This window comes from Streptomyces flavofungini (assembly GCF_014650815.1).
In the GTDB taxonomy this organism is placed as follows: Bacteria; Actinomycetota; Actinomycetes; order Streptomycetales; family Streptomycetaceae; genus Streptomyces; species Streptomyces flavofungini.
The window spans coordinates 44,454-66,207 of the sequence record NZ_BMVR01000022.1 but is presented as its reverse complement, the minus strand read 5'-3'; the positions used below and the strand labels follow the sequence as shown (position 1 = coordinate 66,207).

The following is a 21,754-nucleotide window of genomic DNA, read 5'->3' as shown; positions in this document are numbered from 1 at the left end:
GCTCTTCCGGGGGAGTCGTACGGGTCAGTTGGCCCCGCCCTGACCGGCGCTGCCGATCGGACCGACCGTCACCGGGGAGCCGGCGCCGTCCGTGACGGGCAGCGTGGCGGAGCCCGGCCATTCGATGGAGACGGACTTCGTCTCGTCCGGCGGGGTCACGACAAGGGCGCTGACGCTGACGCCGGAGCCGCCCGAGTCGTTGAGCGGGTAGTTGACGGGGAAGAACGTCGAGTCCCCGTCCTTGAGGATGTCGGGCCCGGCCGGCTGACCGCTGCGCTTCGCGGACAGCGCGCCCTCGCTGGTCTTCAGGTCGACGCCCGCGTACCCCGACATCGAGCAGTCCTGACCGCTGCCGTTCTTCATCTCCACGGTGACGGTGCCCTCGGGCTCGTCGCTGATGCTGCTGTCCGAAGCCGAGATGTCCAGGTCGTCGGTACGGCACTTGGCGACCTTGCCGTCCACGCCGGACCCGGACCCGGCGGTGCCCTGCCCCCCGGAGTCCTTACTGGCGGAGTCCTCCGCACCGGACCCCTGCCCGCCGGACCCCTTCTCCTCACCCTGGCCCGAACCCTCCGAACCCGAACCGCCGGAGGACGAGGCGGACTCGGGCTTCGGGTCACCCTGTCCCTTGTCGTCACCCTTGTCGCAGGCCGTGAGCGAGAGACCTGCGGCAACGGCCAGAGCAACGAAGGTGAGCTTGCGAACGCGCATCGTTTCTTCCTCAGCATCGGTTGGGGGTCCCGGCGGCTCGGCGCGAGCGGATACGACCGAGCGTTTCTGCCCCCCCAAGAGCGCCCCGCCTCGAACCCGCGTTCCTCCCAACCCCCCGCTAATACACCCCTGTTACACGCACAACCCCGAACAACACCCACCACCCCCGAACACAACCCCACGCCACACCGGCCGGGACACCGATCCCCCACGCCCTCGCGCACCTGTTCGCCCCCACCCCCCGCCTGGGACAGACCCGTAACCCGACACCCCTTGACCTCGACGAGCACCAACCCCCGTACCCCCTCGCGAACTTGACCAGACGAGGCGCTGCGCTACCCGCCCCAGGCCGCACTGCGCCTCACCTTCGCCATCGCCTTCGCCATCGCCATCGCCATCGCCATCGCCATCGCCATCGCCGAGACCGAACCCCGCACTACGCGAAACCCTCTGCGGCAGACCGTCGAATCGCGTCTCTGACCACTCCCGACATGGCAGGGCCGGAATCGGGCAGGCCAACCTCATGGCGATGAAATTGCAGCGGAGCCCATTGCGGAAGCGACTGAAGGACGCTCGTGAGCTCGCCGACGAGCTACAGAGGACTGCTCGTGCCCTGATGGAGACGAGCCAGCTGCTCCATGAGGAGATCTACCGGCTCAGGCGTCAACTCGCCCGAACCCTCCAGGACCGCACTCCTCCCACCACACCTCATCCATACGCCACCCAACCCTGTGAACACCCGCCCTCGGGTTCAGCTCCGAACCGCGGGATCGCCCCCACAGGAAGCGGGCCGGGGGCCAGGTGGGGTGCGCGGCCGGGACAGGCGTACAGGGTCACGCCGGGACCGCTCGCGCCCTCGCTGTAACGCACCGGGGCAAAGGGTCGATACCCCACGCGGACATGTCCAGCGCCCATCGATGAGTCCGGGCGGCCCTCCTCCATCCGGACTTCCCTGGTCAGGACACATACACGGTGGCACGTGAGCCACGCTGTACCGGGGCGTGGGGCACCGCCCGCTCACACATCGCTCACGCATCGGCTGGGGCCCCTGGGCTGCCCTCTGCGCCTGCACCGCGATCGTGACGGCCCCGAGAGCCACCAGCGGAGTACGTCCCGGGCGCCCCGCGCCTGGCAAGGGCCGGGCCACCGGTGATCACGTCATGACATCGTCTGCGACGACCGTGTCCGTCTTGGCCCACCCCGGATCGGGGACCACCCCGGCGGCCGGGGTTGAGGTCCTCCGAGACCACCCGGACCACTGTGTCGGCAGCCTCGGCTGCGATCGCCGGCTGTTCGAGTCCTTCGAGGAATTCCCCCGGCGCCGCCGCGTGCTCCAGCGCCGGATGTCGCGTGCCCCGGCCTGCGGCCCGTAATCCCGGCGGTGACGGCCTTGCGCCCACCCGCCACGACTGTTCGAGGTCGATTACCTCACCTTCGAACACGCGGAAATCTATGTTGGCCGGAGTAGACATTGGGCTGTGGCGTGGTTATGGTTTCTCTCGTAGCCGAGATCGAGCAAGGCCCGGCAGAGACGAACTGCCGGGCAGCAGTACCCGCAGTTGCAGTGCGCAGGACGGTGCGGTGGTGGAGTTCCGAAGCCAGGGTTGTCGCAGGACGGCGACGGGACTGACGACCGGACCGGGCGGCCCGCAGTGATCAGGGGCCGCCGTGAGCAGGACCGCAGTTCACGCAGTAGCAGTTCGGTAAGTGCAGTTCGCAGTACCCAGCAGTGGAGTCAGTGAGCAGCACCTCGGTGAAGGCGTCGGCTGCGGACGCGCGCACCGGGAGGTTCGGCAGTGGGGTTCTAAGCCAGAGCAAACGCAGGACGGGCGACGGGGCTGGCTGCCGAAGAGTGGCGCTGTCACAGGCCGCTGAGCAGTTCGCATCACCAGCAGTACGCAGGAGAGCAGTACAAGTAGTGCCCGCTAGGTAAGTGATTGATCCCAGAGGGAAGAGACGGAGGAGCCGAGCGCCATCAGGATCGCCCGGGCAGAAGGCTGAGCCCGGGTACCGCAGGACATCGATAGTGAGGTGGTCTCCGGTCAAGCAACCGCGATCCCCGCGTCCACGACAGCATCTCGGTCGGGCACGCGGAAACAGGAAGTCGACGCAGTACTAGGGTCGGCAGATGGTGTAGCAGTTCCTTCGGGGCCCTGGTGCCGTACGGCACCAGGGCCCCTCGACGCGTTCCACAGAGAGGTGCAAGTGACAGCAGACGACTCGTTCGGCCGTCTCGATGACGACGACTACCCCGCCTACACGATGGGCCGGGCCGCCGAAATGCTCGGCACCACCCAGGGCTTCCTCCGTGCCATCGGTGAAGCCCGCCTCATCACCCCGCTGCGCTCCGCGGGCGGCCACCGCCGCTACTCCCGCTACCAGCTGCGCATCGCCGCCCGCGCCCGGGAACTCGTCGACCAGGGCACCCCCGTCGAGGCCGCCTGTCGGATCATCATCCTCGAAGACCAGCTCGAAGAAGCCCAGCGCATCAACGCCGAATACCGCCGCGCCGCCGAATCAGAGAACCCGACGACCGCGAGCTGAGGGGCCTGAGAGAGCTGAGAGGGCTGAGAGTCGCAACTTCCCCTGAAACTTCGCCGTGGCTCCCGGCTATGCACGCTGCGGCAGCAAGGGCGGGCGCCCGAAGGCCATCGATGACGACATGCTGACCTGCGCCGTCACACGGTGGTCACGGCTCACCGCCGCATACAACGTGCTGGGCGTGGGCCTGCTCGGCCACGATGCAGGCCGGACCGATGACGAACCGGCGTCGAAGATCGGGCTGTGTGCGGACTGCCGTGGGCCCGGCCTGCGGACCCACTCCCCATGGGGCCGCGGCCGGGTTGCCTCGACCGAGCGCTGGGCGCGGGCGGGCCCGGCGACGGGAGGCGCACAGTCGACCAAGGTCCGGGGCCGCTTGGTGAGCGTAGCTGCGCCTGGGGAGCACGCCCAGGGTGATTTCGCGCCGGTCAAGACACGGCCTGCGGTGGTACGGGTGCGGGTAGCTGGTCCAGGATGTCGAAGCCCAGCCGTAGTCGTGGATGCTTGAGCAGGTGCAGGGACGCGGGCCGCGTGCAGATCAGGCGCAGGCGTCCGTGTGGTCCGCCCATTCGGGCTCGGGTGCGGGCGCGGTCGAAGAGCCGTACACCAGCACAGTCCATGAACTCGACCGCACGCAGGTCGACCAGCAAGTCGGCGCCGCCGTTGGGCGTGAGATCGTCGAGCTGCCAGCTGATGGCAGGAGCGGTGTGGATGTCGATTTCGCCGCACAGGACCACCAGGGTGCAGTCCCCGTGGGGGCGGACGTCCTGGACGCAGACCACAGCGGGGGCAGGGGGTGGGGTCATGGCGACCCTCTTCTCCGAAGGTGGATGTCCATCAGGACCGGTCACCAACGGGATCTGGGTCGGCACTCCAGAATAGTGGGCAGGGGTTGGCCTGCCGAGGGGTTGCACCAACGAGCTGCGGGCGTTAGGGCGTTACTGCTGCGCGGCGGCGGGACTGGACACCTTGGAGAGGGCGCTCCCCAGCATGACATTGCATCAGGCCGTCAGGGCGTGCTGTCTCCGTTGTCTTCCAGGTGCAGTCGGCCGGCCAGCACGTCACGGGCGACATCCAGGAGCGGTTGGCTGTGGCTGAAGGCGTGGCCGCGCAGCCGGATCAGGGCGTGGTCGCAGGTGATTTCCAGTTGAGAATCACAGTCCACGCCGGTCATCACGCACAGCTACATGTCGGTCGGGTGGAAAGCAGAAGTCCCCGATCTGCGCGATCGGGGACTTCACCAAGCCCGGCCGGAGGTCCTCTGTTGCGGCCCGCCGGGCGCCAGGTGCCCGTTTACGCGGCGGAGTTGAGTTCGGCTTGGCCGAACAGCAGCGCGTAGCCGGTGGGGAGCTGGTGCAGGATGCGGGTGATGAGGTCGGGGCCGGCGTGGGCGGCGAGGGCGGCGAAGACGGAGCCGGTGTCCCAGCGGGTGGTGGCCAGGGATGCCCCGGAGCGGGCGGCGAGGTCCTTGACGAAGGCCCATCCGGTCAGCAGCTGGGTGTCGGGGATCTGCGCGGTCAGGACACGCGCGGCCTCCCGGGGCAGACAGGCGGCCAGGCCGACGCGTTCATCGCCGGTCAGCTGGCGTCCCAGCCCCGATAGGACCAGGCGGACGGCTTCGTCGGCTCTCTCGAGGGTGGCGTAGGCGCCTTCGTAGCGGACCTTCTCCAGCATCTGCTCGTACGCCGCCCCATACGGCTTCTGGTGCTCAGACGGTACGCGCACGTCGGTGATCACTGCGGTGCATGCCTTTCGTGGAGCGGTGCGGATGTGTGGCACCGAGGTAGGGGTCAGGTGGGCTGAGGCCGGCCGAAGAGGAGGTCGTAGCCGGCGGGGAGCTGGAGCAGGATCTGCCCCATCAGGTCGTCGCCGGCGGTGTCGGCGACCGTGGACAGCACGGCGCTGACGTCCCAGGTCGCGGTCTGCTCGGTGGCGCCCTCGATCCAGGCCGCGGCCGCCCTGACGAACCGCTCCGTCGGCAGCGGTTCGGCGCTCTGCAGCGGGTTGAGCAGGATCAGGGCGAATTCCTCCGGCAGGCGTGCCGCGAGCTGAGCGCGGACCTCGCCGACCAGGTGCGCGCCGAGCAGGGCGAGCACCACACGGGCCGCGCGCTCGGCTTCCCGAACAGTGCCGTACTCGCCGCGCTCCTTGACGTGGTCGAGGAACGCTTCGCGTCGCAGAGTCATCTCGGCCGCCGCCCCTTCTTGTCCTTCGGACTGCCCACGGGTGCGGAGGGCGGGGCGTCGGGGAGATCAGGTGCCCGTCCTCCGCACCAGTCCGGCCGGTGTCAGCCGGAGATCTCCTTGCCGCCGGTCCCAACGCCGATGGAGATCTTGCGGGGCTTGGCGCGCTCGGCGATCGGGATGCGCAGGGTGAGCACGCCCGCGTCGTAGTCGGCCTTGATGTGCTCGGTGTCGAGGGTGTCGGCGAGCACGATCTGGCGGGAGAAGACGCCCAGCGGCCGCTCGGAGAGTTCCATCTGCACGTCGTCGGCCTTCGCCACCGGTCGGCGCTCGGCCCTGACCGTCAGCATGTTCCGCTCGACGTCGATGTCGATCGCGTCCGCGCTGACGCCGGGCAGGTCGAAGGCCACCACGTACTCGTCGCCCGCGCGGTAGGCGTCCATCGGCATCGCGGACGGCTTCGACCAGGTGCCCGGGCCCATCAGCTGCTGCGCCAGCCGGTCCAGCTCACGGAAGGGGTCAGTGCGCATCAACATCGTGAAAACACCTCCAGCAGGTTCAGGCAGTTGCTGCCAATGCGCTTCACTGACACCGTTGTAACATGTCATCCAATGGATGACAAACACGGTGTCGTCTTCCTGATGACAAGCCCGAGGGAGGTGCCCGTGACCCCGGCCGACCAGCCGTCCCCGTCCCGCACCGACGCCCACAGCCCGGCGTCGTTCCTCGCCGCCGCGGCGGCCCTTGATGCCATAGACAACGCCCTGCGCGACGCCCAGCAAGGGGCCAAGGACATCCCCGACACCCCCGGTCCCGGGCCGGAGCAGGCGCTGGCCTCCCTGATGCTGCTGAGGCAGGTACGCGAGCGGCTCGCCGGATGGGAGACCGGCCTGATCGAAACGGCCCGCGACGCGGGAGCCAGCTGGGCCGACCTCGCCCACCCCCTCGGCGTCGCCAGCCGCCAGGCCGCCGAGCGCCGCTACCTGCGCGGCCGTCCCGGCCCCGCCGGGACCACCGGCGAAGAGCGTGTGACGGCCACCCGCCAGGCCCGGGCCGCCGAACGGAGCACCGCCACCTGGGCCCGCCGCAACGCGGCAGACCTGCGCCGCCTCGCCGGCCAGATCACCGCACTCACCGACCTTCCCCCCGCCGCCCGCCGCCCGCTCGGCGAGCTCCACGCGGCCCTCGCCCACGACGACCCCGCCGATCTCATCGCCCCCTTGGCTGCCACCCGCCCCTACCTGGCCGCCGCCCGCCCCGGCCTCGCTGCCCGGCTCGACACCCTCACACCCCCATGACCCCGCCCGGCGCACCGCAACAGCAGCCCGGTCAGCCTCCGCCCCCGGGCGAACGAGCAGACCTGGAGACCGATGCGGCCGGCCTACGGCCCCACCTGGCCCGCTCCCTCACCGGGCAGGGCCTGGGCGCCCTGCTGATGCCCCGTCCGCTCACGCATCGCTCACGCACGAGCCGGAGAACGAAGAAGCGCCCGAGCCCACCGAAGTGGACCCGGACGCTGCGTAGCAGTTCAGAGGGGGTTTCTCGCTCCCGCTCTTGGTAGACCGTGTGGGACTCGAACCCACAACCAATGGATTAAAAGTCCACTGCTCTGCCAATTGAGCTAACGGTCCTCGCCGACACAGTGTCGGCGCACCCATGAGCATAGCCGGACGGGGCCCGGCATCCGATCGGGTATCCCGTCCGTGTGCCCGTGGTCTGGCGAAGGCCCGTACGACGAGTACGTCGTACGGGCCTTCAGTTACTGCTCAGACGGCGTCAGCCGTTGCGCTTCCAGCGCGGCTTGTCGTCGCGGCGGCCGAAGGAGCCAGTGCCGGTGCCGGTGCCGGAGCCGCGGTTGTACGACGGACGGTCGTGGCCGCCGGCGCGGTGGCCGCCGGCGGGGCGGTCGTCGCGGCGGTCACGGTTGAACGGGCGGTCGCTGCCCCGGTGGCCGGACGGGCGGTCGTCGCGGCGGAAGCCGCCGCCCCGCTCGTCACGGCGCTCGAAGGAGCGGCCACCACGGTCGTCACGACGGTCGCGGTTAAAGCCGCCACCGTTACCACGGTCGTCACGGCGCTCGAAGGGACGGCCACCACGGTCGTCACGACGGTCACGGTTAAAGCCGCCACCGTTGCCACCGCGGTCGCCGCCACGGTCGTCACGGCGCTCGAAGGAGCGGCCGCCACGGTCGTCACGGTTGAAGTCGCGGCGGAAGCCGCCACGGTCACCACCGCGGTCGTCGCGGTTGAAGCCGCCACGGTCGTCACGGCGGTCACGGTTGAAGCCGCCACCGTTGCCGCGGTCGTCACGGCGGTCGCGGTTGAAGCCGCCGCGGTCGTCGCGACGGTCGCGGTTGAAGCCGCCACGGTCACCACCGCGGTCGTCACGGCGGTCGAAGGAGCGGCGCTCCTTCTCGTAGTTGCCGCGCTCGTCACGGGCCGGACGACGCTGCTCGTACGAGGGACGGTCGTCGCGGACCGGGCGCTCGGCGACCGGCTGCTCGGGCACCGACACCTCGGTGGCCTCGGCGGCGGGCGCCTCGGCAGCGGCCTCGGCGGCTTCGGCGACCGCGGCTGCCGGGTCCTCGCCGCGCTCGCGGGCCGCGCGGGCGGTGAGGCGGTCGGCCTCGTCGCGCAGCTCGGCGGCGCGGCGCTGGGCGCGCTCCAGGTCCTTGGTGAGGTCGCGGACCTCACGCTCGGCCTGGGTGGCCGCGTTGCCCGCGGACTCGGCCTGGACCTCGGTCATGGAGCGGGCGCCGGTGATCTCGGCGACCTCGGGCTCGAAGGCGCCGCCGCCGTTGATGATGTGGCGCGAGGCGTCGACGCCCGCGTCCTCCATCAGGCGGAAGATCTGGCGGCGCTGGTGCGGCAGGGACAGGGAGACGACCGTGCCGGAGCGGCCCGCGCGGGCGGTACGGCCGGAGCGGTGCAGGTAGTCCTTGTGGTCACCGGCCGGGTCCACGTTCAGGACCAGGTCGATGCCGTCGACGTGGATGCCGCGGGCGGCGACGTCGGTGGCGACGAGCGCGTTGACGTAGCCGTCCTTGAAGTCGGCGAGGGTCCGCGTACGGGCGCCCTGCGTCATGCCGCCGTGCAGCGCGTCGGCCTTCACCCCGGCGTCACGGAGCTGCTCGGCGATGCGGTCGGCGCCCAGCTGGGTGCGGACGAAGATGATGGTGCGGCCCTTGCGCGCGGCGATCGCGGCGGTGACCGGCGCCTTGTCGCGGGGCTTCACGATCAGGATGTGGTGCGTCATGGTCGTGACGGCGCCCTGGGCGGCGTCGACCTCGTGCGTCACTGGGTTGTTCAGGTAGCGCTTGACCAGCGTGGAGATCTCGTTCTCCATCGTGGCCGAGAACAGCATGCGCTGGCCGCCGGCCGGGACCTGGTCGAGCAGCTCGGTGACCTCGGGCAGGAAGCCCAGGTCGGACATCTGGTCGGCCTCGTCGAGGACGGCGACCTCGACGTTCTCCAGGGAGCAGGCGCCGCGGTTGATGATGTCGCGCAGGCGGCCCGGGGTGGCGACGAGGACGTCGACGCCGCGCTCCAGGGCGTAGATCTGGTTGCCCATGGACGTACCGCCGCAGACGACCTTCATCTTCAGGCCGAGGACGTCGCCGTAGGGCTGGAGGGCGTCGGCGACCTGCATCGCCAGCTCGCGGGTCGGGGTCAGGATGACCGCGCGGGGCTTCTTCTTCTCCGTGTACCCGTCGGCGAGGCGCGCCAGGGTCGGCAGGCCGAAGGAGAGGGTCTTGCCGGAGCCGGTGCGGCCACGGCCCAGGATGTCCTTGCCGGCCAGGGCGTCCGGGATGGTCGCGGCCTGGATCGGGAACGGGGTGTGCACGCCGTTGCGGGCGAGCTTGCGGACGACGCCGTCGGGCAGGCCCAGGTCACCGAAGGTGATCTCGGGCTCGGCGTCGGCGTCGGCCTCCACGGCTTCGGCGACGGCGTCGGCGGTGACCTCGGTGACGCCCTCGGCCTCGGCGGTCTCGGCGGCGTCGGCGACGGTCTCGGCGACCGCGACGGTCTCGGCGACGGCCGCTACGGCGTCGCTCTCGACGGTCGCGACAGCCTCGTTCTCGGGCAGGACGGCGTGGTCAGAACTGAAAATGGACATGCGAAATGCGAAACCTTCCGGAGTCTCGGCACGCGCCCATAACTCCGTGATTTCGCAATGGACCGCCTCTATGCGGTCAGCCACGGCAAGGGAGAGTACGCGCCACGCGGCGCTCTTCTGTGTCGGCGCCGGGCAAATGGGATCAAACGATCTACCACCATACGCACCCCCCACCCCAATTGGCAAACGCCCACCATATCGGGGCTTTCCCAGGGCCCCGCCCCCTCCTCCGCGTCCCTCCCCGGACCCGCCGACCACACCTCCACGCCTCTCCCCGACGCCCGCGCCCGCGCCCGCGCCCGCCCAGCCCTACGCAGGCCCGGCCTGAGGCGAAGGCTCCCCCCGCCCCGCGGGCTCCCCCACCCCGCCGTGCGCGGACGACGACGGCTCCGGGGACGTCGGCTCCTGCGTGGGCGTGGGGGTGGCGGTCGTCGGGTCGGGGGCGGGCGTGCTCCGGGTCGGCCGGGGCCCCGGCCGTGTACGGGTCGGCGTGGGCTTGCCGCCGTCGCTGGTGGGCTTGACGGTCGAGCCGCCGCCGGACCCGCCCTGCGAGGGCTTGTCGTCGGGCGCGGCGTCCTTCCCGCGTCCGGCGTCCGGGCTCTTGCCGTCCTTGCCCCGGCCCTTCTCGCCGCCCTTGGCGTCCTTGCCCTTGCCGTCCTTCTCGCCGCCCTCGCGGCCGCCCTCGGGCCCGGCGCCGCGCGCGCCGCCGGGGGCGACGGTCCCCCCGTCGGGGACGGCGGCGCCGCTCCGCTCACCGGCGGACCGCGCGGGGGCGGGACCGCCGCTCCCGTCGTCGCCGATGCTCATACAGCCCGCGGTCGCCGCGACGGCCACCACGGCCGCGGCCAACCGAACGGAAACGTACACATGGCGCACGGCCGAGCACCTCCGAAGGCGCTGGGGGGAAGGGACGCCCTGCCCAACTCCCGCGCCCCGCAAGAGGACACGGACCGGTGGCACCCGCACCCGACCTGTGACCGAAGCCCCGGCCGCACCGCACCCGAAGCGTCAGAACCCCCGGCCTCAGCCGTGCCGCGGGACCTCAGCCGTACCCCCACGCCTGCGACCGTCAGCCGTACCCCAGCGCCTGCGACCGCTAGCCGTACCCCAGCGCGTGCAACCGCTCATCATCGATCCCGAAGTGATGCGCCACCTCGTGCACCACAGTGATCTCGGTCTCGGCGACGACGTCCTCGCGCGACTCGCACATCCGCAGGGTGGGCCCCCGGTAGATGGTGATGCGATCGGGCAGCACCCCGGCGTACCACTCCCCGCGATCGGTGAGCGGAGTTCCCTCGTACAGCCCAAGCAGCTCGGGATCGTCGCTCGGCGGTTCGTCCTCGACGAACACCGCGACGTTGTCCATGAGCCGCGTCAGCTCGGGAGGAATCCGGTCGAGCGCCTCGGCCACCAGTTCCTCGAACTCCTCGCGCGTCATCTCCAGCACCCGCCCATTGTCCGCCACGCCCCACCATCGCCGCCGCCCCGGCCGGAATCAGCCGCGCGCGGGAGCGGCGACCGTGCCCCCGACGAGCCGTGCGCCCGCCCGGCACGGGCATAGCTACCACCCCGTATGGGCATACGGGCCCAATGGGGCGCGACGTCACGGTCGTTCTGCGGAACCTGCGCGGCCTGCGCGGGGCGACGACCGCTCTCGTACGCCGCTACCGCGCGGCCCACACGCCCCCCACCACGAACCTCACCAGCACCCCGCACCCGTTCGGGCGTGCGCTGGGCCTGGTGGCGGTGGTGCTGCTGGGGGCCTGGCTCGGGCTGCTGGTCGTCGGCAGCGTACGTACGTCCGTGGGGCCCATGGACACGCGCATGCAGCTGCGCCCGTCCCTCACCGGCGGCACGAAGATCGACGTGTCCCCGCTCGGCGCCCTGGAGCTGAACTCGCACGTGGCGCCGATCCGCCTGGACGTCGAGGTGGACCGCCTGGATCCGGTGCGTTCGGAGGCGTTGGTCGACCATCCGGAGCGGATCTCGGGGATGCAGGAGGAGGTGGCGGGGGACGTCGTCACCGGCACGCTCAATCTGGCGGTGCGTTCCTGCGCGGCCGTGGTCGCGGGCGCGACGGCACTGGGCCTGGCGGTGTACCGCAGACCGCGCAGGGCGCTGGCGGCGGGCGGCCTGGCCCTCGCGCTCCTGGCGGCGTCGGGCACGGCGGCGTACGCGACCTGGAACCCCAAATCGGTCCTGGAGCCGAAGTTCTCCGGCCTGCTCAGCAGCGCCCCTTCGGTCGTCGGCAACGCACGCAACATCGTGAGCGAATTCGACGTCTACCAAAGGGAGTTGGCACGCCTGGTCACGAACGTGACGAAGCTGTACGACGTCACGTCGACCCTCCCCGCGTACGAACCCGACCCCTCCACCATCCGCCTGCTCCACGTGTCGGACATCCACCTGAACCCGGCGAGCTGGAAGATCATCTCCTCACTGGTCGAGCAGTACGAGATCGACGTCATCGTCGACTCCGGCGACACCATGGACCACGGCACCGCCGCCGAGAACGCCTTCCTGGACCCGATCGAGGACCTGGGCGCGCCCTACGTGTGGGTGCGCGGCAACCACGACTCGACGGCGACGCAGCGCTATCTGAAGAAGCTCAAGAACACGCACGTCCTGGACGGCGGGAAGCCCGCGGACGTAGCCGGACTGCGCTTCGCGGGCATCGGGGACCCCGAGTTCACCCCGGACCGCTCGGTCCCGCAGGAGGGCAACCCGGTCGAGGAGATGGCGGGCCTCAACCTCGCCACGTCGCTGCGCGACCAGGCGGCCGAGGGCACCCCCGTCGACATCGCGGTCACGCACAACCCGACGGCCGCGCGGAAGACGGACGGCACGGTGCCGCTGGTGCTCGCGGGGCACGTGCACCACCAGGAGATGGAGGTCATGGACGAGGGGACGCGGCTGCGCATCGAGGGGTCGACGGGCGGGAGCGGACTGCGCGCGGTCGAGGGCGAGCACCCCGACCCGGTCGAGACGTCCGTCCTCTACCTGGACCGCGCGACCAAGCGCCTGCAGGCCTGGGACGAGATCAAACTCGGCGGGCTCGGCCTCACGAAGGCGGAGGTCAGCCGCCATCTGCCCAAGGAGAACCAGCCCGGCGCCGACCCCTCGACACCGCCCCCGGTGCCGCCCTCGTAAACCGTTTTGGCGATCCCTCCCCCCATCCCATATGCTTCTCACGTCCCCGACGCGCTGCAAAGCGCCCACGGCGGGCCTCTTAGCCCTCATCGTCTAGTGGCCCAGGACGCCGCCCTTTCAAGGCGGTAGCACGGGTTCGAATCCCGTTGGGGGCACGCAACACCTGTGCGAGACTTGTGCTCGCACAAAGCTTGGTCCTGTGGAGCAGTTTGGAGTGCTCGCCACCCTGTCAAGGTGGAGGCCGCGGGTTCAAATCCCGTCAGGACCGCTTGCGACCCCGCTCGCGGGGTCGCGTGGCTGGGTAGCTCAGTTGGTACGAGCGATCGCCTGAAAAGCGATAGGTCGCCGGTTCGATCCCGGCCCCAGCCACTTCACCGAAGGCCCCGTCCAGGACGGGGCCTTCGTCGTTCCCCCCTCTCTCCCCCTCACCCACACCACGGGCGCCGTCGGCCGGGCCTGTGCCCACCCGTGCCGCCCCTGGCGGCCCAGCTGCCCACAGGGCAGGACGGCAGGCACCGCCGCCCACCGGACCGCAAGCCGGACGGGAAACCCCCCACCGGACCGATCCCCGCGAACCGGACCGCAGGGAACGTGCCGGTATGTCCGCGCGCAGCTCGGACGACCGCGATGGACGTACAGAAGCTGCCTGCGATGCCACACACGCGAGCACGGACATACCGGCGCGGCCCCGCCCCCGAACCGGACGGAGGGCGAAGAGACCGCACCCCCGACGGACCCGGCTAGCCGGACGCGTCGGCCTCCGCCGCGGCGGACCGGCGCCGCCGCAGCAGCACCACGGCGCCCACCACCACGACGACGCCCACCAGCATCACCCAGTCCGGCACGGCGTCCCCGAGCCGCCCGGCCCACTCCTGCACCGCGAACGAGTCGTCCACATCCAGCAGCCCCGGCAACGCGGCAGCCCCGTCGTAGGCCAGGAACAGCCCCCCGAGCAGCACGAAGAACAGCCCGGACAGCACCGACGTCGTATGCAGCTCAAAGCGCCCCACCCGGAACACCCGCCCCCGCAGCCACCGCCGCCGCCCCAGCTCGAACCGCTCCCACAGCACGGCGAGAACGAACAACGGCACCGCCATCCCCAGGGCGTACACGGCAAGCAGCGCGCCCCCGTACACGGGACTGCCGCTCACGGCCGCCACGGTGAGCACGCTCCCGAGGATCGGCCCGGCGCAGAACCCGGCGAGTCCGTACACGGCCCCGAGCGCGTACACGGACACAGCCGTGGTGGGCCGGATCCGCCCGGACAGCTCGGCCATGCGCCGCGAGGCGAAGCCGAGGCCCACCACCTGCGCGACACCGAGCGCGATGATCAGCCACCCGGCCCAGAAGACCAACTGCTCCCGATGCCCGAAGAAGAACCGCCCGGCCACGGACCCGGCGGCGCCCAACGGCACGAGCGTCGTGGCGAGCCCGGCGTAGAAGATGCCGGTACGAGCGAGAAGCCGTGAAGTCGAGTCGATGGAGTAGGCGAAGAAGGCGGGCAGCAACAGCGCACTGCACGGACTGACCAACGCCAGCAACCCCGCCAGAAAAGCGGCGAAGTACCCCACATCGGGGCTCACTTGCCGCCACCCTTGCCCGCCGCACCACCCTTACCCGACGCGCCACCCTTGGCAGCGTCGGCCTTCGCAGCCTCGATGGCCTGCTCGAACACGGCGTCAGGCTGCGCCCCGGCAATCGGCTGCCCGTTGACGATGAACGAAGGCGTGGAGGTGGCGCCCAGCTTGTACCCCTCCTCCTGGTCCTTCTTCACGGCGGCCCGAGCCCCCGCGCCGTCCGCGTCCCGGGCGAACCGCTCGACGTCCCCGACCCCGGCCTCCCGGGCCAACTCCTTCAGCCGCCCGTCCCCGAAGCCCTTCTCCTTGGCCCCGTCGGCGTAGGCGGCCTCGTGGAACTCCCAGAACTTGCCCTGCCGCCCCGCGGCCCAGGCGCCACGGGCGGCCCGCTCGGAGTCCTCGCCGAAGATGGGGAAGTTCCGCCACTCGATGCGCAGGGTGCCGTCGTCGACGTACTTCTTGACGAGGTCCGGCTCGGTGTCGCGGGCGAACTTCCCGCAGAAGCCGCACTTGAAGTCGGCGTACTCGATCATGACGACGGGCGCGTCGGCCTTGCCCTGGGCGAGCGGGTCCTTGGCTTCGCGGCGGGCGAGCGCGGCGAGCTCGGGGTAGACGCCTTCGCGCGGGGCGGCGCCGGAGTCGCCGGAGCCGGAGGACTTCTCGGCGGTGGCGGTGGACGGCTTCTCGGGCTTGCCGGCGGTGTACGAGGCGACACCGAGGATCGCGGCGACGACGACCACACCCGCGACGACGGCGATGTTCTTCTTCTTGCGGGCGGCGGCCTTCTCGCGGGCGGCCTGCTGGGCGCGGGCGGACGCCTTGCTGGTGGATCCGGGCGTCTTGCCCGTGGCTGACGACATGGTGATGCACTTCTCCTGTTGCGTGTGGTGCGTACGTAGCTGAGGGGCCCCTGGGACAGGGGCCTCCTACACGCGCAGAACGGAGAGGTCCATCGGCGAGGGCGGCACCAGCGCGGGCGGCGCGCGGCCGGGCGAGACGGTCAGAACGGCCGGGTCGCAGATCCAGGCGACGGCGGCGGCGCGGGTGTCGTAGAGAGCGGGAAGCAGCTCGTACGAGGAGGGGGACCGCGGCGGCGCGGCGGGCCGCTGCCCGTCGCCCTTCTCGCCACCCCGGCCGCACCCGGGCACACCGTGGCCTTCCTCGGCCAGGGCCTGAACCCCGGCGGCGAAGACCTGGCCCGCGGCGGCGGCCACCTGCCCCTCGGGGGCCCCGGCCAGAGCATCCGCGGCCCCGGCCCGGGCGTCGACGGCGTACCCGAAAGCCCCGGCCCTGGCGCCCGCGCCGGACCCCGCAGCCCCGGCGGAGCCGCAGAGCACCCCGAGCCCGAGCACGACGACCAGCACCCCCACCAGGGGGCACCACGCAAGCCGGGCCCGGGACCACATGCCCGGAATCGTACGTGTTCCCCCGTGCCCCACGGGAAATCGGTTGGCCGTTCCCGAGCACCGGGTGAGATCCTGGACCGCGTATGTCTACGCAGCCCGCCCTCACCCTCGACGCCCTCGCCCCCCGCCTGACGGAGCTCTCGCTGCGCGATGAGCACCGGATCGGCCGGCGGCTCGAAGGTGCGCGCCGGATCCGCAAGCCCGAGGCCCGCGCGGCCGTCCTCACGGAGATCGCGGAGGACGTCGAGAAGGCCGCGGCCCGCATGGCGGGCCGCGCCACGGGCGTGCCCGCGATCACGTACCCGGAGCAACTGCCGGTCAGCCAGAAGAAGGACGACATCCTGGCGGCGATCCGCGACCACCAGGTCGTGATCGTCGCGGGTGAGACGGGCTCGGGCAAGACGACCCAGATCCCGAAGATCTGTCTGGAGCTGGGCCGGGGCGTGCGCGGCCTGATCGGCCACACGCAGCCGCGCCGGATCGCGGCGCGCACGGTGGCGGAGCGGGTGGCGGAGGAGCTGAACACGCCGCTCGGCGAGGCGGTCGGCTGGAAGGTCCGCTTCACCGACCAGGTGAACCCGAACAGCACGTACGTGAAGCTGATGACGGACGGCATCCTGCTCGCCGAGATCCAGACGGACCGCGAGCTGCGCGCGTACGACACGATCATCATCGACGAGGCCCACGAGCGGTCCCTGAACATCGACTTCCTGCTGGGGTATCTCGCCCAGCTGCTGCCCAAGCGCCCGGACCTGAAGGTCGTGATCACCTCCGCGACCATCGACCCGGAGCGCTTCTCGCGGCACTTCGGGGACGCGCCGATCGTCGAGGTCAGCGGGCGCACGTATCCGGTGGAGGTGCGGTACCGCCCGCTCCTCGAAGAGGACAACGACGACCCGGACCGCGACCAGATCACCGCGATCACGGACGCCGTCGAGGAGCTGCAGGGCGAGGGCAAGGGCGACATCCTGGTCTTCCTGTCCGGCGAGCGCGAGATCCGCGACACGGCGGACGCGCTGAACAAGAAGAACTACCGGTTCACGGAAGTGCTCCCCCTGTACGCGCGCCTCTCGCACGCGGAACAGCACCGCGTCTTCCAGCAGCACACGGGCCGAAGAATCGTCCTCGCGACCAACGTCGCCGAGACCTCCCTGACCGTCCCGGGCATCAAGTACGTCATCGACCCGGGCACCGCCCGCATCTCCCGCTACAGCCACCGCACCAAGGTGCAGCGCCTGCCCATCGAGGCGGTCAGCCAGGCCAGCGCCAACCAGCGCAAGGGCCGCTGCGGCCGTACGTCGGACGGCATCTGCATCCGGCTGTACTCGGAGGACGACTTCCTCGCCCGCCCCGAGTTCACGGACGCGGAGATCCTCCGTACGAACCTCGCCTCCGTCATCCTCCAGATGACCGCGGCCGGGCTCGGCGACATCGAGAAGTTCCCCTTCATCGATCCGCCGGACCACCGCAACATCCGCGACGGCGTGCAGCTCCTCCAGGAGCTGGGCGCGCTCGACCCCGGCCAGAAGGACCCGAAGAAGCGCCTCACGCAGCAGGGCCGCAAGCTCGCCCAGCTCCCCGTGGACCCGCGCCTCGCCCGGATGGTCCTGGAGGCCGACAAGAACGGCTGCGTGCGCGAGGTCATGGTGATCGCGGCCGCGCTGTCCATCCAGGACCCGCGCGAGCGCCCCGCCGACAAGCAGACGCAGGCGGACCAGCAGCACGCCCGCTTCAAGGACGAGACGTCCGACTTCCTCGCCTACCTCAACATGTGGCGGTACGTGCGCGAGCAGCAGAAGGAGCTCGGCTCCTCCGCGTTCCGCCGCATGTGCAAACGCGAGTATCTGAACTTCCTGCGCATCCGCGAGTGGCAGGACATCTACACCCAGCTGCGCACGGTCGCGAAGCAGATGGACATCCACCTCAACGAGGACGACGCGGCCGAACAGCACGTCCATGTCTCACTCCTCGCGGGGCTCCTCTCCCACGTCGGCATGAAGGACGTGAAGGAGGGCGCGAAGAACGAGTATCTGGGCGCCCGCAGCGCCAAGTTCGCGGTGTTCCCGGGCTCCGCCCTCTTCAAGAAGCCGCCGCGCTTCATCATGTCCGCCGAGCTCGTCGAGACGTCCCGGCTGTGGGCCCGCGTCAACGCGAAGATCGAGCCGGAGTGGGTCGAGCCGCTGGCCCAGCACCTGCTGAAGCGCACGTACAGCGAGCCGCACTGGGAGAAGGACCAGGCGGCCGTGATGGCGTACGAGAAGGTCACGCTGTACGGCGTCCCGATCGTCACCGACCGCAAGGTGAACTACGGCCGCATCGACCCCGAGGTCTCCCGGGACCTTTTCATTCGCAACGCCTTGGTCGAGGGTGACTGGCGGACGCACCACAAGTTCTTCGCCGACAACCGCCGCCTGCTCACCGAGGTCGAGGAGCTGGAGCACCGCGCCCGGCGCCGCGACATCCTCGTCGACGACGAGACGCTGTTCGACTTCTACGACCAGCGGGTGCCCGAAGACGTCGTGTCGGGCGCGCACTTCGACTCGTGGTGGAAGAAGAAGCGCCATGAGGAGCCGGAGCTGCTCGACTTCGAGCGGTCGATGCTCATCAACGAGCGCGCGGGCGACGTGTCGAAGAACGACTACCCCGACTCGTGGCGGCAGGGCCCGCTGAAGTTCAAGGTGACGTACCAGTTCGAGCCGGGCGCGGACGCGGACGGCGTGACCGTCCACATCCCGCTCCAGGTGCTCAACCAGGTCGCGCCCGACGGCTTCGACTGGCAGATCCCGGGTCTGCGCGAAGAGGTCGTCACCGAGCTGATCCGCTCCCTGCCGAAGCCGATCCGCCGCCACTACGTGCCCGCGCCCAACTACGCCAAGGAGTTCCTGAAGCGGGCCACGCCCCTCCAGGAGCCGCTGCACGTCACCCTCGGGCGCGAGCTGCAGAAGATGGTCGGCGTGCCCGTGCACGGCGACGACTTCGACCTGACCCGCGTACCGGACCACTTGAAGATCACGTTCCGCGTGACCGACGAGCGGCGCCGCAAGCTGGCCGAGGACAAGGACCTGGAGGCCCTGAAGCTGCGGCTGAAGCCGAAGGCCCGCAAGGCCCTGTCGCAGGCCGCCGCCGCGACGGCCGAGCGCTCCGGCGGGGAGTCCGTGGAGCGCGCCGGACTCACCGACTGGACGATCGGCTCGCTCTCCCGCGTCTTCGAGGCCCGCCGTGCGGGCCAGCCCGTGAAGGCCTACCCGGCCCTCGTCGACGACGGCGACACCGTCTCCGTGCGCCTCTACGACACCGAGGCGGAGCAGACGGGCGCGATGTGGCGCGGCACCCGCCGCCTGATCCTGCGCAACATCCCGGTCAACCCGGCCAAGTTCGCCCAGGACAAGCTCACCAACGCCCAGAAGCTCGCCCTGTCGGCCAACCCGCACGGCTCCATGCAGGCCCTCTTCGACGACTGCGCGCGGGCCGCCGCGGACAAGCTCATCGCGGACTTCGGCGGGCCCGCCTGGGACGAGGAGTCGTACCGCAAGCTGTACGAGAAGGTGCGCGCCGAGATCGTCGACACCACCGTGCACGCCGTCGCCCAGGTCCAGCAGGTCCTCGCCGCCTGGCAGGCCTGCGAGCGGCGCCTGAAGTCCACCAGGAGCCCGGCACTGCTCGCGAACCTCGCGGACGTACGGGAGCAGCTCGACGCCCTCGTCAAGCCCGGCTTCGTCACGGAGACGGGGCTGCGCCGACTGCCCGACCTGATGCGCTACATGGTCGCCGCCGACCGTCGGCTCCAGCAGATGCCGACGAGCGTCCAGCGGGACACCACGCGCATGGAGAAGGTCCGCGAGATGCGCGACGAGTACGCGTGGCTCCTGGAGCAGTTGCCGCAGGGGCGGCCCGTGCCGCGTGAGGTCCTGGACATCCGCTGGATGATCGAGGAGCTGCGCGTCAGCTACTTCGCGCACGCGCTCGGCACGGCGTACCCCGTCTCGGACAAGCGCATCGTGAAGGCCATCGACGCCGCGGCCCCCTAGCCGTACGCCTGTGACCACCCGCTCACTCAGAGCGAGTTCGACCAGGAGGCCTGCCTCCTGTACAGTCTTTTTTCGCAGCCCAGAGCAACAATCGGAGCTGCGAAACCTGGTCCTGTGGAGCAGTTTGGAGTGCTCGCCACCCTGTCAAGGTGGAGGCCGCGGGTTCAAATCCCGTCAGGACCGCAGTGAAGGAAGGCGGGCCGCATCCCATGAGGGTGCGGCCCGCTTCCGCGTTCAACTCCGCCCCGCCGACCTGCCGCCCCGTCTAGACGGAGGCCGCGCCCGCGGCGCAGCCGCAATCGATACAGCACATCCCGTCAGGACCGCAGCAAGTGTGCGGCCCGTACCCGCGAGGGTGCGGGCCGCACTGCGTTGTGGCCGTGCGCAGCAGGGTTGACGGCGTCACATTCCACCGGTACCCCAGACACAGGGAGTGAGCCGCACGCTCCCGAGGAGGTGGCGCATGCCCGCATACCCCGCGTCCGCACGGCACGAGACCCGCGCGCTGCTGCGCGCCCATCTCGCCGCCGCCACCAGCTACCGCCACCTGACCCGGCACTGCCCCATCTGCCACCGGCTCCTGCGCCTCGCCATGGAGCCCACCGGCGACCCGCGCGACGCCGCGGAGAGCCGCGACACCGCCCCGGAAGCCCACGAGGCCCACGAGGCTCCTGGGACCCCCGAGAGCGCCGAGACCCCTGAGCAATGCGAGGACGAAAGTCCTCCCAAGGCATGACCAAAGCCGAGGCGCGCGACACCCGCCGAGTGGGAAGCTGAGCGGAGAGCGGGAGTGTTCTCCGAAGGTTCGTCCCGGGTGCCGGTGCGCTTCGCCTCCTCTAGCGCACGGGCGGCAAGGGCAACAAGCCGCGGTTCGTGTGACGGTAGTCACCGAACGAGTTTTAGAAACCCCGGAACTTACACCTGCCCTACAACAGGTCAATCTAATATGTGCAATTGCACCACCTGACGCGCCGCCTTGACGGCACACACCTCGTGCCCGCACGACCCGCCCGACACGGTCCCTCAGGGATCAACAGGAGGGCTCACAGAGGCCCCCAACAGCGCGCAGCCACCCGAGGGACACCGGGCGAACGGCGGGCGGACCCGGGCGGCCGACGGGCATTTCCGACGGGCACCCGGACACCCGGACCACCCGGACATGAAAAATCGCGCTGGACCCGGCGGAGTCCAGCGCGATCTACGACGCACCCAGAATGATCAGGCGTGGGGCCCGTTGGGGCGGGTCCCGTGTCGTGTGTAGCTATATGTCGGACGTTACGGCCAGGTTGGGGGACCTGGCAGTGGTCGTACTCATCGTCCGATGTGTACTGCTTATTGCTGCTTAGTTCACAAACGCCGTGCTCAGGCCTCGCTGCACTGCTGGGGGATACCCGCCAGCAGAGCGCGGACCTCAGCCTCGCGGTATCGGCGGTGTCCGCCGAGCGTGCGAATCGACGTGAGCTTGCCAGCCTTGGCCCAGCGCGTGACCGTCTTGGGGTCGACGCGGAACATCGTGGCGACCTCAGCCGGGGTCAGCAGCGGCTCGGCATCAGGGGTGCGAGCGGTCATGAGCGGCCTCCTCGGGAGAACCGAACCTTCTCGGTTCATTCCTCTAAATTCTGCACCTTGACCCGCGTTGCCCGAAATGGCGGACGCGAGTCGAGTCGGTTATAGGACGAACGGCTTGTCCTCGGCACTACAACTACACCATCCGTCCAGCCGCGTCGGCCAAACCGATGGAATTGCCCTCCCAGGTGTCCATCAGCGACGGAAGCCGATGGACCATGCCATAGCGGACAGTCACGCCACAGTGACGATCAGTCACAGAGCGATCAGGAGTCAACAGACCCCCCATAGCGCGCAATGCCGAGTATTCCGCCCATAGTTGAACGGAAGGAGTCCTGTCCGGACTCCTTGTCCTATTTTGGCATGAGGAAGGCCGATCGGCGCAAGGGTCAGTTAAGTGCGGTCCATCACGCTTGAGGCAAAGGCCCGGATCGGGACCTACGTCCCGTCACCGGGACAAGCGCTCTCCATGCCAG

At 70.4% G+C, this 21,754-nt stretch carries 18 protein-coding genes and 5 tRNA genes; 9 read left to right on the top strand and 14 right to left on the bottom strand.

Annotation, left to right across the window (positions count from 1 at the left end):
- Nucleotides 1-24: 24 nt before the first annotated feature.
- Nucleotides 25-711, bottom strand: coding sequence for a DUF4232 domain-containing protein (locus IE274_RS36620; RefSeq protein WP_190120259.1), 687 nt, complete (start codon nt 709-711; stop codon nt 25-27).
- A 2,205-nt stretch (nt 712-2,916) separates the two neighbouring features.
- Here IE274_RS36620 and IE274_RS36615 point away from each other — a divergent pair.
- Nucleotides 2,917-3,255, top strand: coding sequence for a MerR family transcriptional regulator (locus tag IE274_RS36615; protein ID WP_190120258.1), 339 nt, complete (start codon nt 2,917-2,919; stop codon nt 3,253-3,255).
- Nucleotides 3,256-3,680: 425 nt separating this feature from the next.
- Here IE274_RS36615 and IE274_RS36610 read toward each other — a convergent pair whose 3' ends face one another.
- The 5 genes from IE274_RS36610 to IE274_RS36590 all read right to left on the bottom strand — a co-directional run bounded on the left by IE274_RS36610 (nt 3,681) and on the right by IE274_RS36590 (nt 5,971).
- Nucleotides 3,681-4,058 carry an STAS domain-containing protein gene (locus IE274_RS36610; RefSeq protein WP_229910047.1) on the bottom strand — a complete coding sequence of 126 codons (378 nt, stop codon included), beginning with the start codon at nt 4,056-4,058 and terminating at the stop codon, nt 3,681-3,683.
- A 203-nt stretch (nt 4,059-4,261) separates the two neighbouring features.
- The gene (locus IE274_RS36605) at nt 4,262-4,426 is read right to left on the bottom strand and encodes a hypothetical protein (RefSeq protein ID WP_190120257.1); all 165 of its coding nucleotides are present in this window, start codon (nt 4,424-4,426) and stop codon (nt 4,262-4,264) included.
- A 119-nt stretch (nt 4,427-4,545) separates the two neighbouring features.
- The gene (locus tag IE274_RS36600; protein ID WP_190120256.1) at nt 4,546-4,989 is read right to left on the bottom strand and encodes a DUF2267 domain-containing protein; all 444 of its coding nucleotides are present in this window, start codon (nt 4,987-4,989) and stop codon (nt 4,546-4,548) included.
- Nucleotides 4,990-5,042: 53 nt separating this feature from the next.
- Nucleotides 5,043-5,438, bottom strand: a complete 396-nt coding sequence (locus tag IE274_RS36595; RefSeq protein WP_190120255.1) for a DUF2267 domain-containing protein — start codon at nt 5,436-5,438, stop codon at nt 5,043-5,045.
- Nucleotides 5,439-5,539: 101 nt separating this feature from the next.
- Nucleotides 5,540-5,971 (bottom strand): Hsp20/alpha crystallin family protein, encoded by a 432-nt coding sequence (locus IE274_RS36590; protein WP_190120254.1) that lies wholly within the window; start codon nt 5,969-5,971, stop codon nt 5,540-5,542.
- Between the two features lie 129 nt (nt 5,972-6,100).
- On the opposite strand from IE274_RS36590, the gene IE274_RS36585 reads away from it, so the two are divergent.
- Complete coding sequence (locus tag IE274_RS36585) at nt 6,101-6,733, top strand: type III effector protein (protein WP_190120285.1); 633 nt, start codon at nt 6,101-6,103, stop codon at nt 6,731-6,733.
- A 257-nt stretch (nt 6,734-6,990) separates the two neighbouring features.
- Here the strand turns inward: IE274_RS36585 and IE274_RS36580 are convergent.
- The 4 genes from IE274_RS36580 to IE274_RS36565 all read right to left on the bottom strand — a co-directional run bounded on the left by IE274_RS36580 (nt 6,991) and on the right by IE274_RS36565 (nt 10,998).
- Nucleotides 6,991-7,066: transfer RNA gene (locus tag IE274_RS36580), tRNA-Lys, on the bottom strand.
- A 145-nt stretch (nt 7,067-7,211) separates the two neighbouring features.
- Nucleotides 7,212-9,551, bottom strand: a complete 2,340-nt coding sequence (locus tag IE274_RS36575) for a DEAD/DEAH box helicase (protein WP_190120253.1) — start codon at nt 9,549-9,551, stop codon at nt 7,212-7,214.
- Nucleotides 9,552-9,860: 309 nt separating this feature from the next.
- Nucleotides 9,861-10,427, bottom strand: coding sequence for a hypothetical protein (locus IE274_RS36570; RefSeq protein WP_190120252.1), 567 nt, complete (start codon nt 10,425-10,427; stop codon nt 9,861-9,863).
- 220 nt (nt 10,428-10,647) lie between these two features.
- Complete coding sequence (locus tag IE274_RS36565; RefSeq protein WP_030685713.1) at nt 10,648-10,998, bottom strand: metallopeptidase family protein; 351 nt, start codon at nt 10,996-10,998, stop codon at nt 10,648-10,650.
- Nucleotides 10,999-11,141: 143 nt separating this feature from the next.
- On the opposite strand from IE274_RS36565, the gene IE274_RS36560 reads away from it, so the two are divergent.
- The 4 genes from IE274_RS36560 (at nt 11,142) to IE274_RS36545 (ending at nt 13,070) form a co-directional block, all read left to right on the top strand.
- A complete protein-coding gene (locus IE274_RS36560; RefSeq protein WP_190120251.1) occupies nt 11,142-12,701 on the top strand; it encodes a metallophosphoesterase family protein in 1,560 nt (519 codons plus the stop codon).
- Between the two features lie 82 nt (nt 12,702-12,783).
- Nucleotides 12,784-12,856: transfer RNA gene (locus IE274_RS36555), tRNA-Glu, on the top strand.
- 38 nt (nt 12,857-12,894) lie between these two features.
- Nucleotides 12,895-12,969 (top strand) — tRNA-Asp (locus IE274_RS36550).
- Nucleotides 12,970-12,996: 27 nt separating this feature from the next.
- Nucleotides 12,997-13,070: transfer RNA gene (locus IE274_RS36545), tRNA-Phe, on the top strand.
- A gap of 371 nt (nt 13,071-13,441) precedes the next feature.
- Here the strand turns inward: IE274_RS36545 and IE274_RS36540 are convergent.
- The 3 genes from IE274_RS36540 to IE274_RS36530 all read right to left on the bottom strand — a co-directional run bounded on the left by IE274_RS36540 (nt 13,442) and on the right by IE274_RS36530 (nt 15,684).
- Nucleotides 13,442-14,284 carry a cytochrome c biogenesis CcdA family protein gene (locus tag IE274_RS36540; protein ID WP_190120250.1) on the bottom strand — a complete coding sequence of 281 codons (843 nt, stop codon included), beginning with the start codon at nt 14,282-14,284 and terminating at the stop codon, nt 13,442-13,444.
- Complete coding sequence (locus IE274_RS36535) at nt 14,281-15,138, bottom strand: DsbA family protein (RefSeq protein WP_190120249.1); 858 nt, start codon at nt 15,136-15,138, stop codon at nt 14,281-14,283. Before IE274_RS36535 ends, IE274_RS36540 begins: the two co-directional genes overlap by 4 nt.
- A gap of 66 nt (nt 15,139-15,204) precedes the next feature.
- Nucleotides 15,205-15,684 carry a hypothetical protein gene (locus IE274_RS36530; protein ID WP_190120248.1) on the bottom strand — a complete coding sequence of 160 codons (480 nt, stop codon included), beginning with the start codon at nt 15,682-15,684 and terminating at the stop codon, nt 15,205-15,207.
- 83 nt (nt 15,685-15,767) lie between these two features.
- On the opposite strand from IE274_RS36530, the gene hrpA reads away from it, so the two are divergent.
- The 3 genes from hrpA (at nt 15,768) to IE274_RS36515 (ending at nt 20,448) form a co-directional block, all read left to right on the top strand.
- Nucleotides 15,768-19,712: an ATP-dependent RNA helicase HrpA gene (hrpA, locus tag IE274_RS36525; protein ID WP_190120247.1), complete on the top strand. Its 3,945-nt coding sequence runs from the start codon at nt 15,768-15,770 to the stop codon at nt 19,710-19,712.
- Nucleotides 19,713-19,820: 108 nt separating this feature from the next.
- Nucleotides 19,821-19,895 (top strand) — tRNA-Asp (locus IE274_RS36520).
- Between the two features lie 280 nt (nt 19,896-20,175).
- Entirely contained in the window at nt 20,176-20,448 is a 273-nt protein-coding gene (locus IE274_RS36515; protein WP_190120246.1) for a DUF6274 family protein, read from the top strand.
- A gap of 626 nt (nt 20,449-21,074) precedes the next feature.
- On the opposite strand, the gene bldC is transcribed toward IE274_RS36515, so the two are convergent.
- The gene (gene bldC, locus IE274_RS36510) at nt 21,075-21,281 is read right to left on the bottom strand and encodes a developmental transcriptional regulator BldC (protein ID WP_190120245.1); all 207 of its coding nucleotides are present in this window, start codon (nt 21,279-21,281) and stop codon (nt 21,075-21,077) included.
- Nucleotides 21,282-21,754 lie beyond the last annotated feature (473 nt).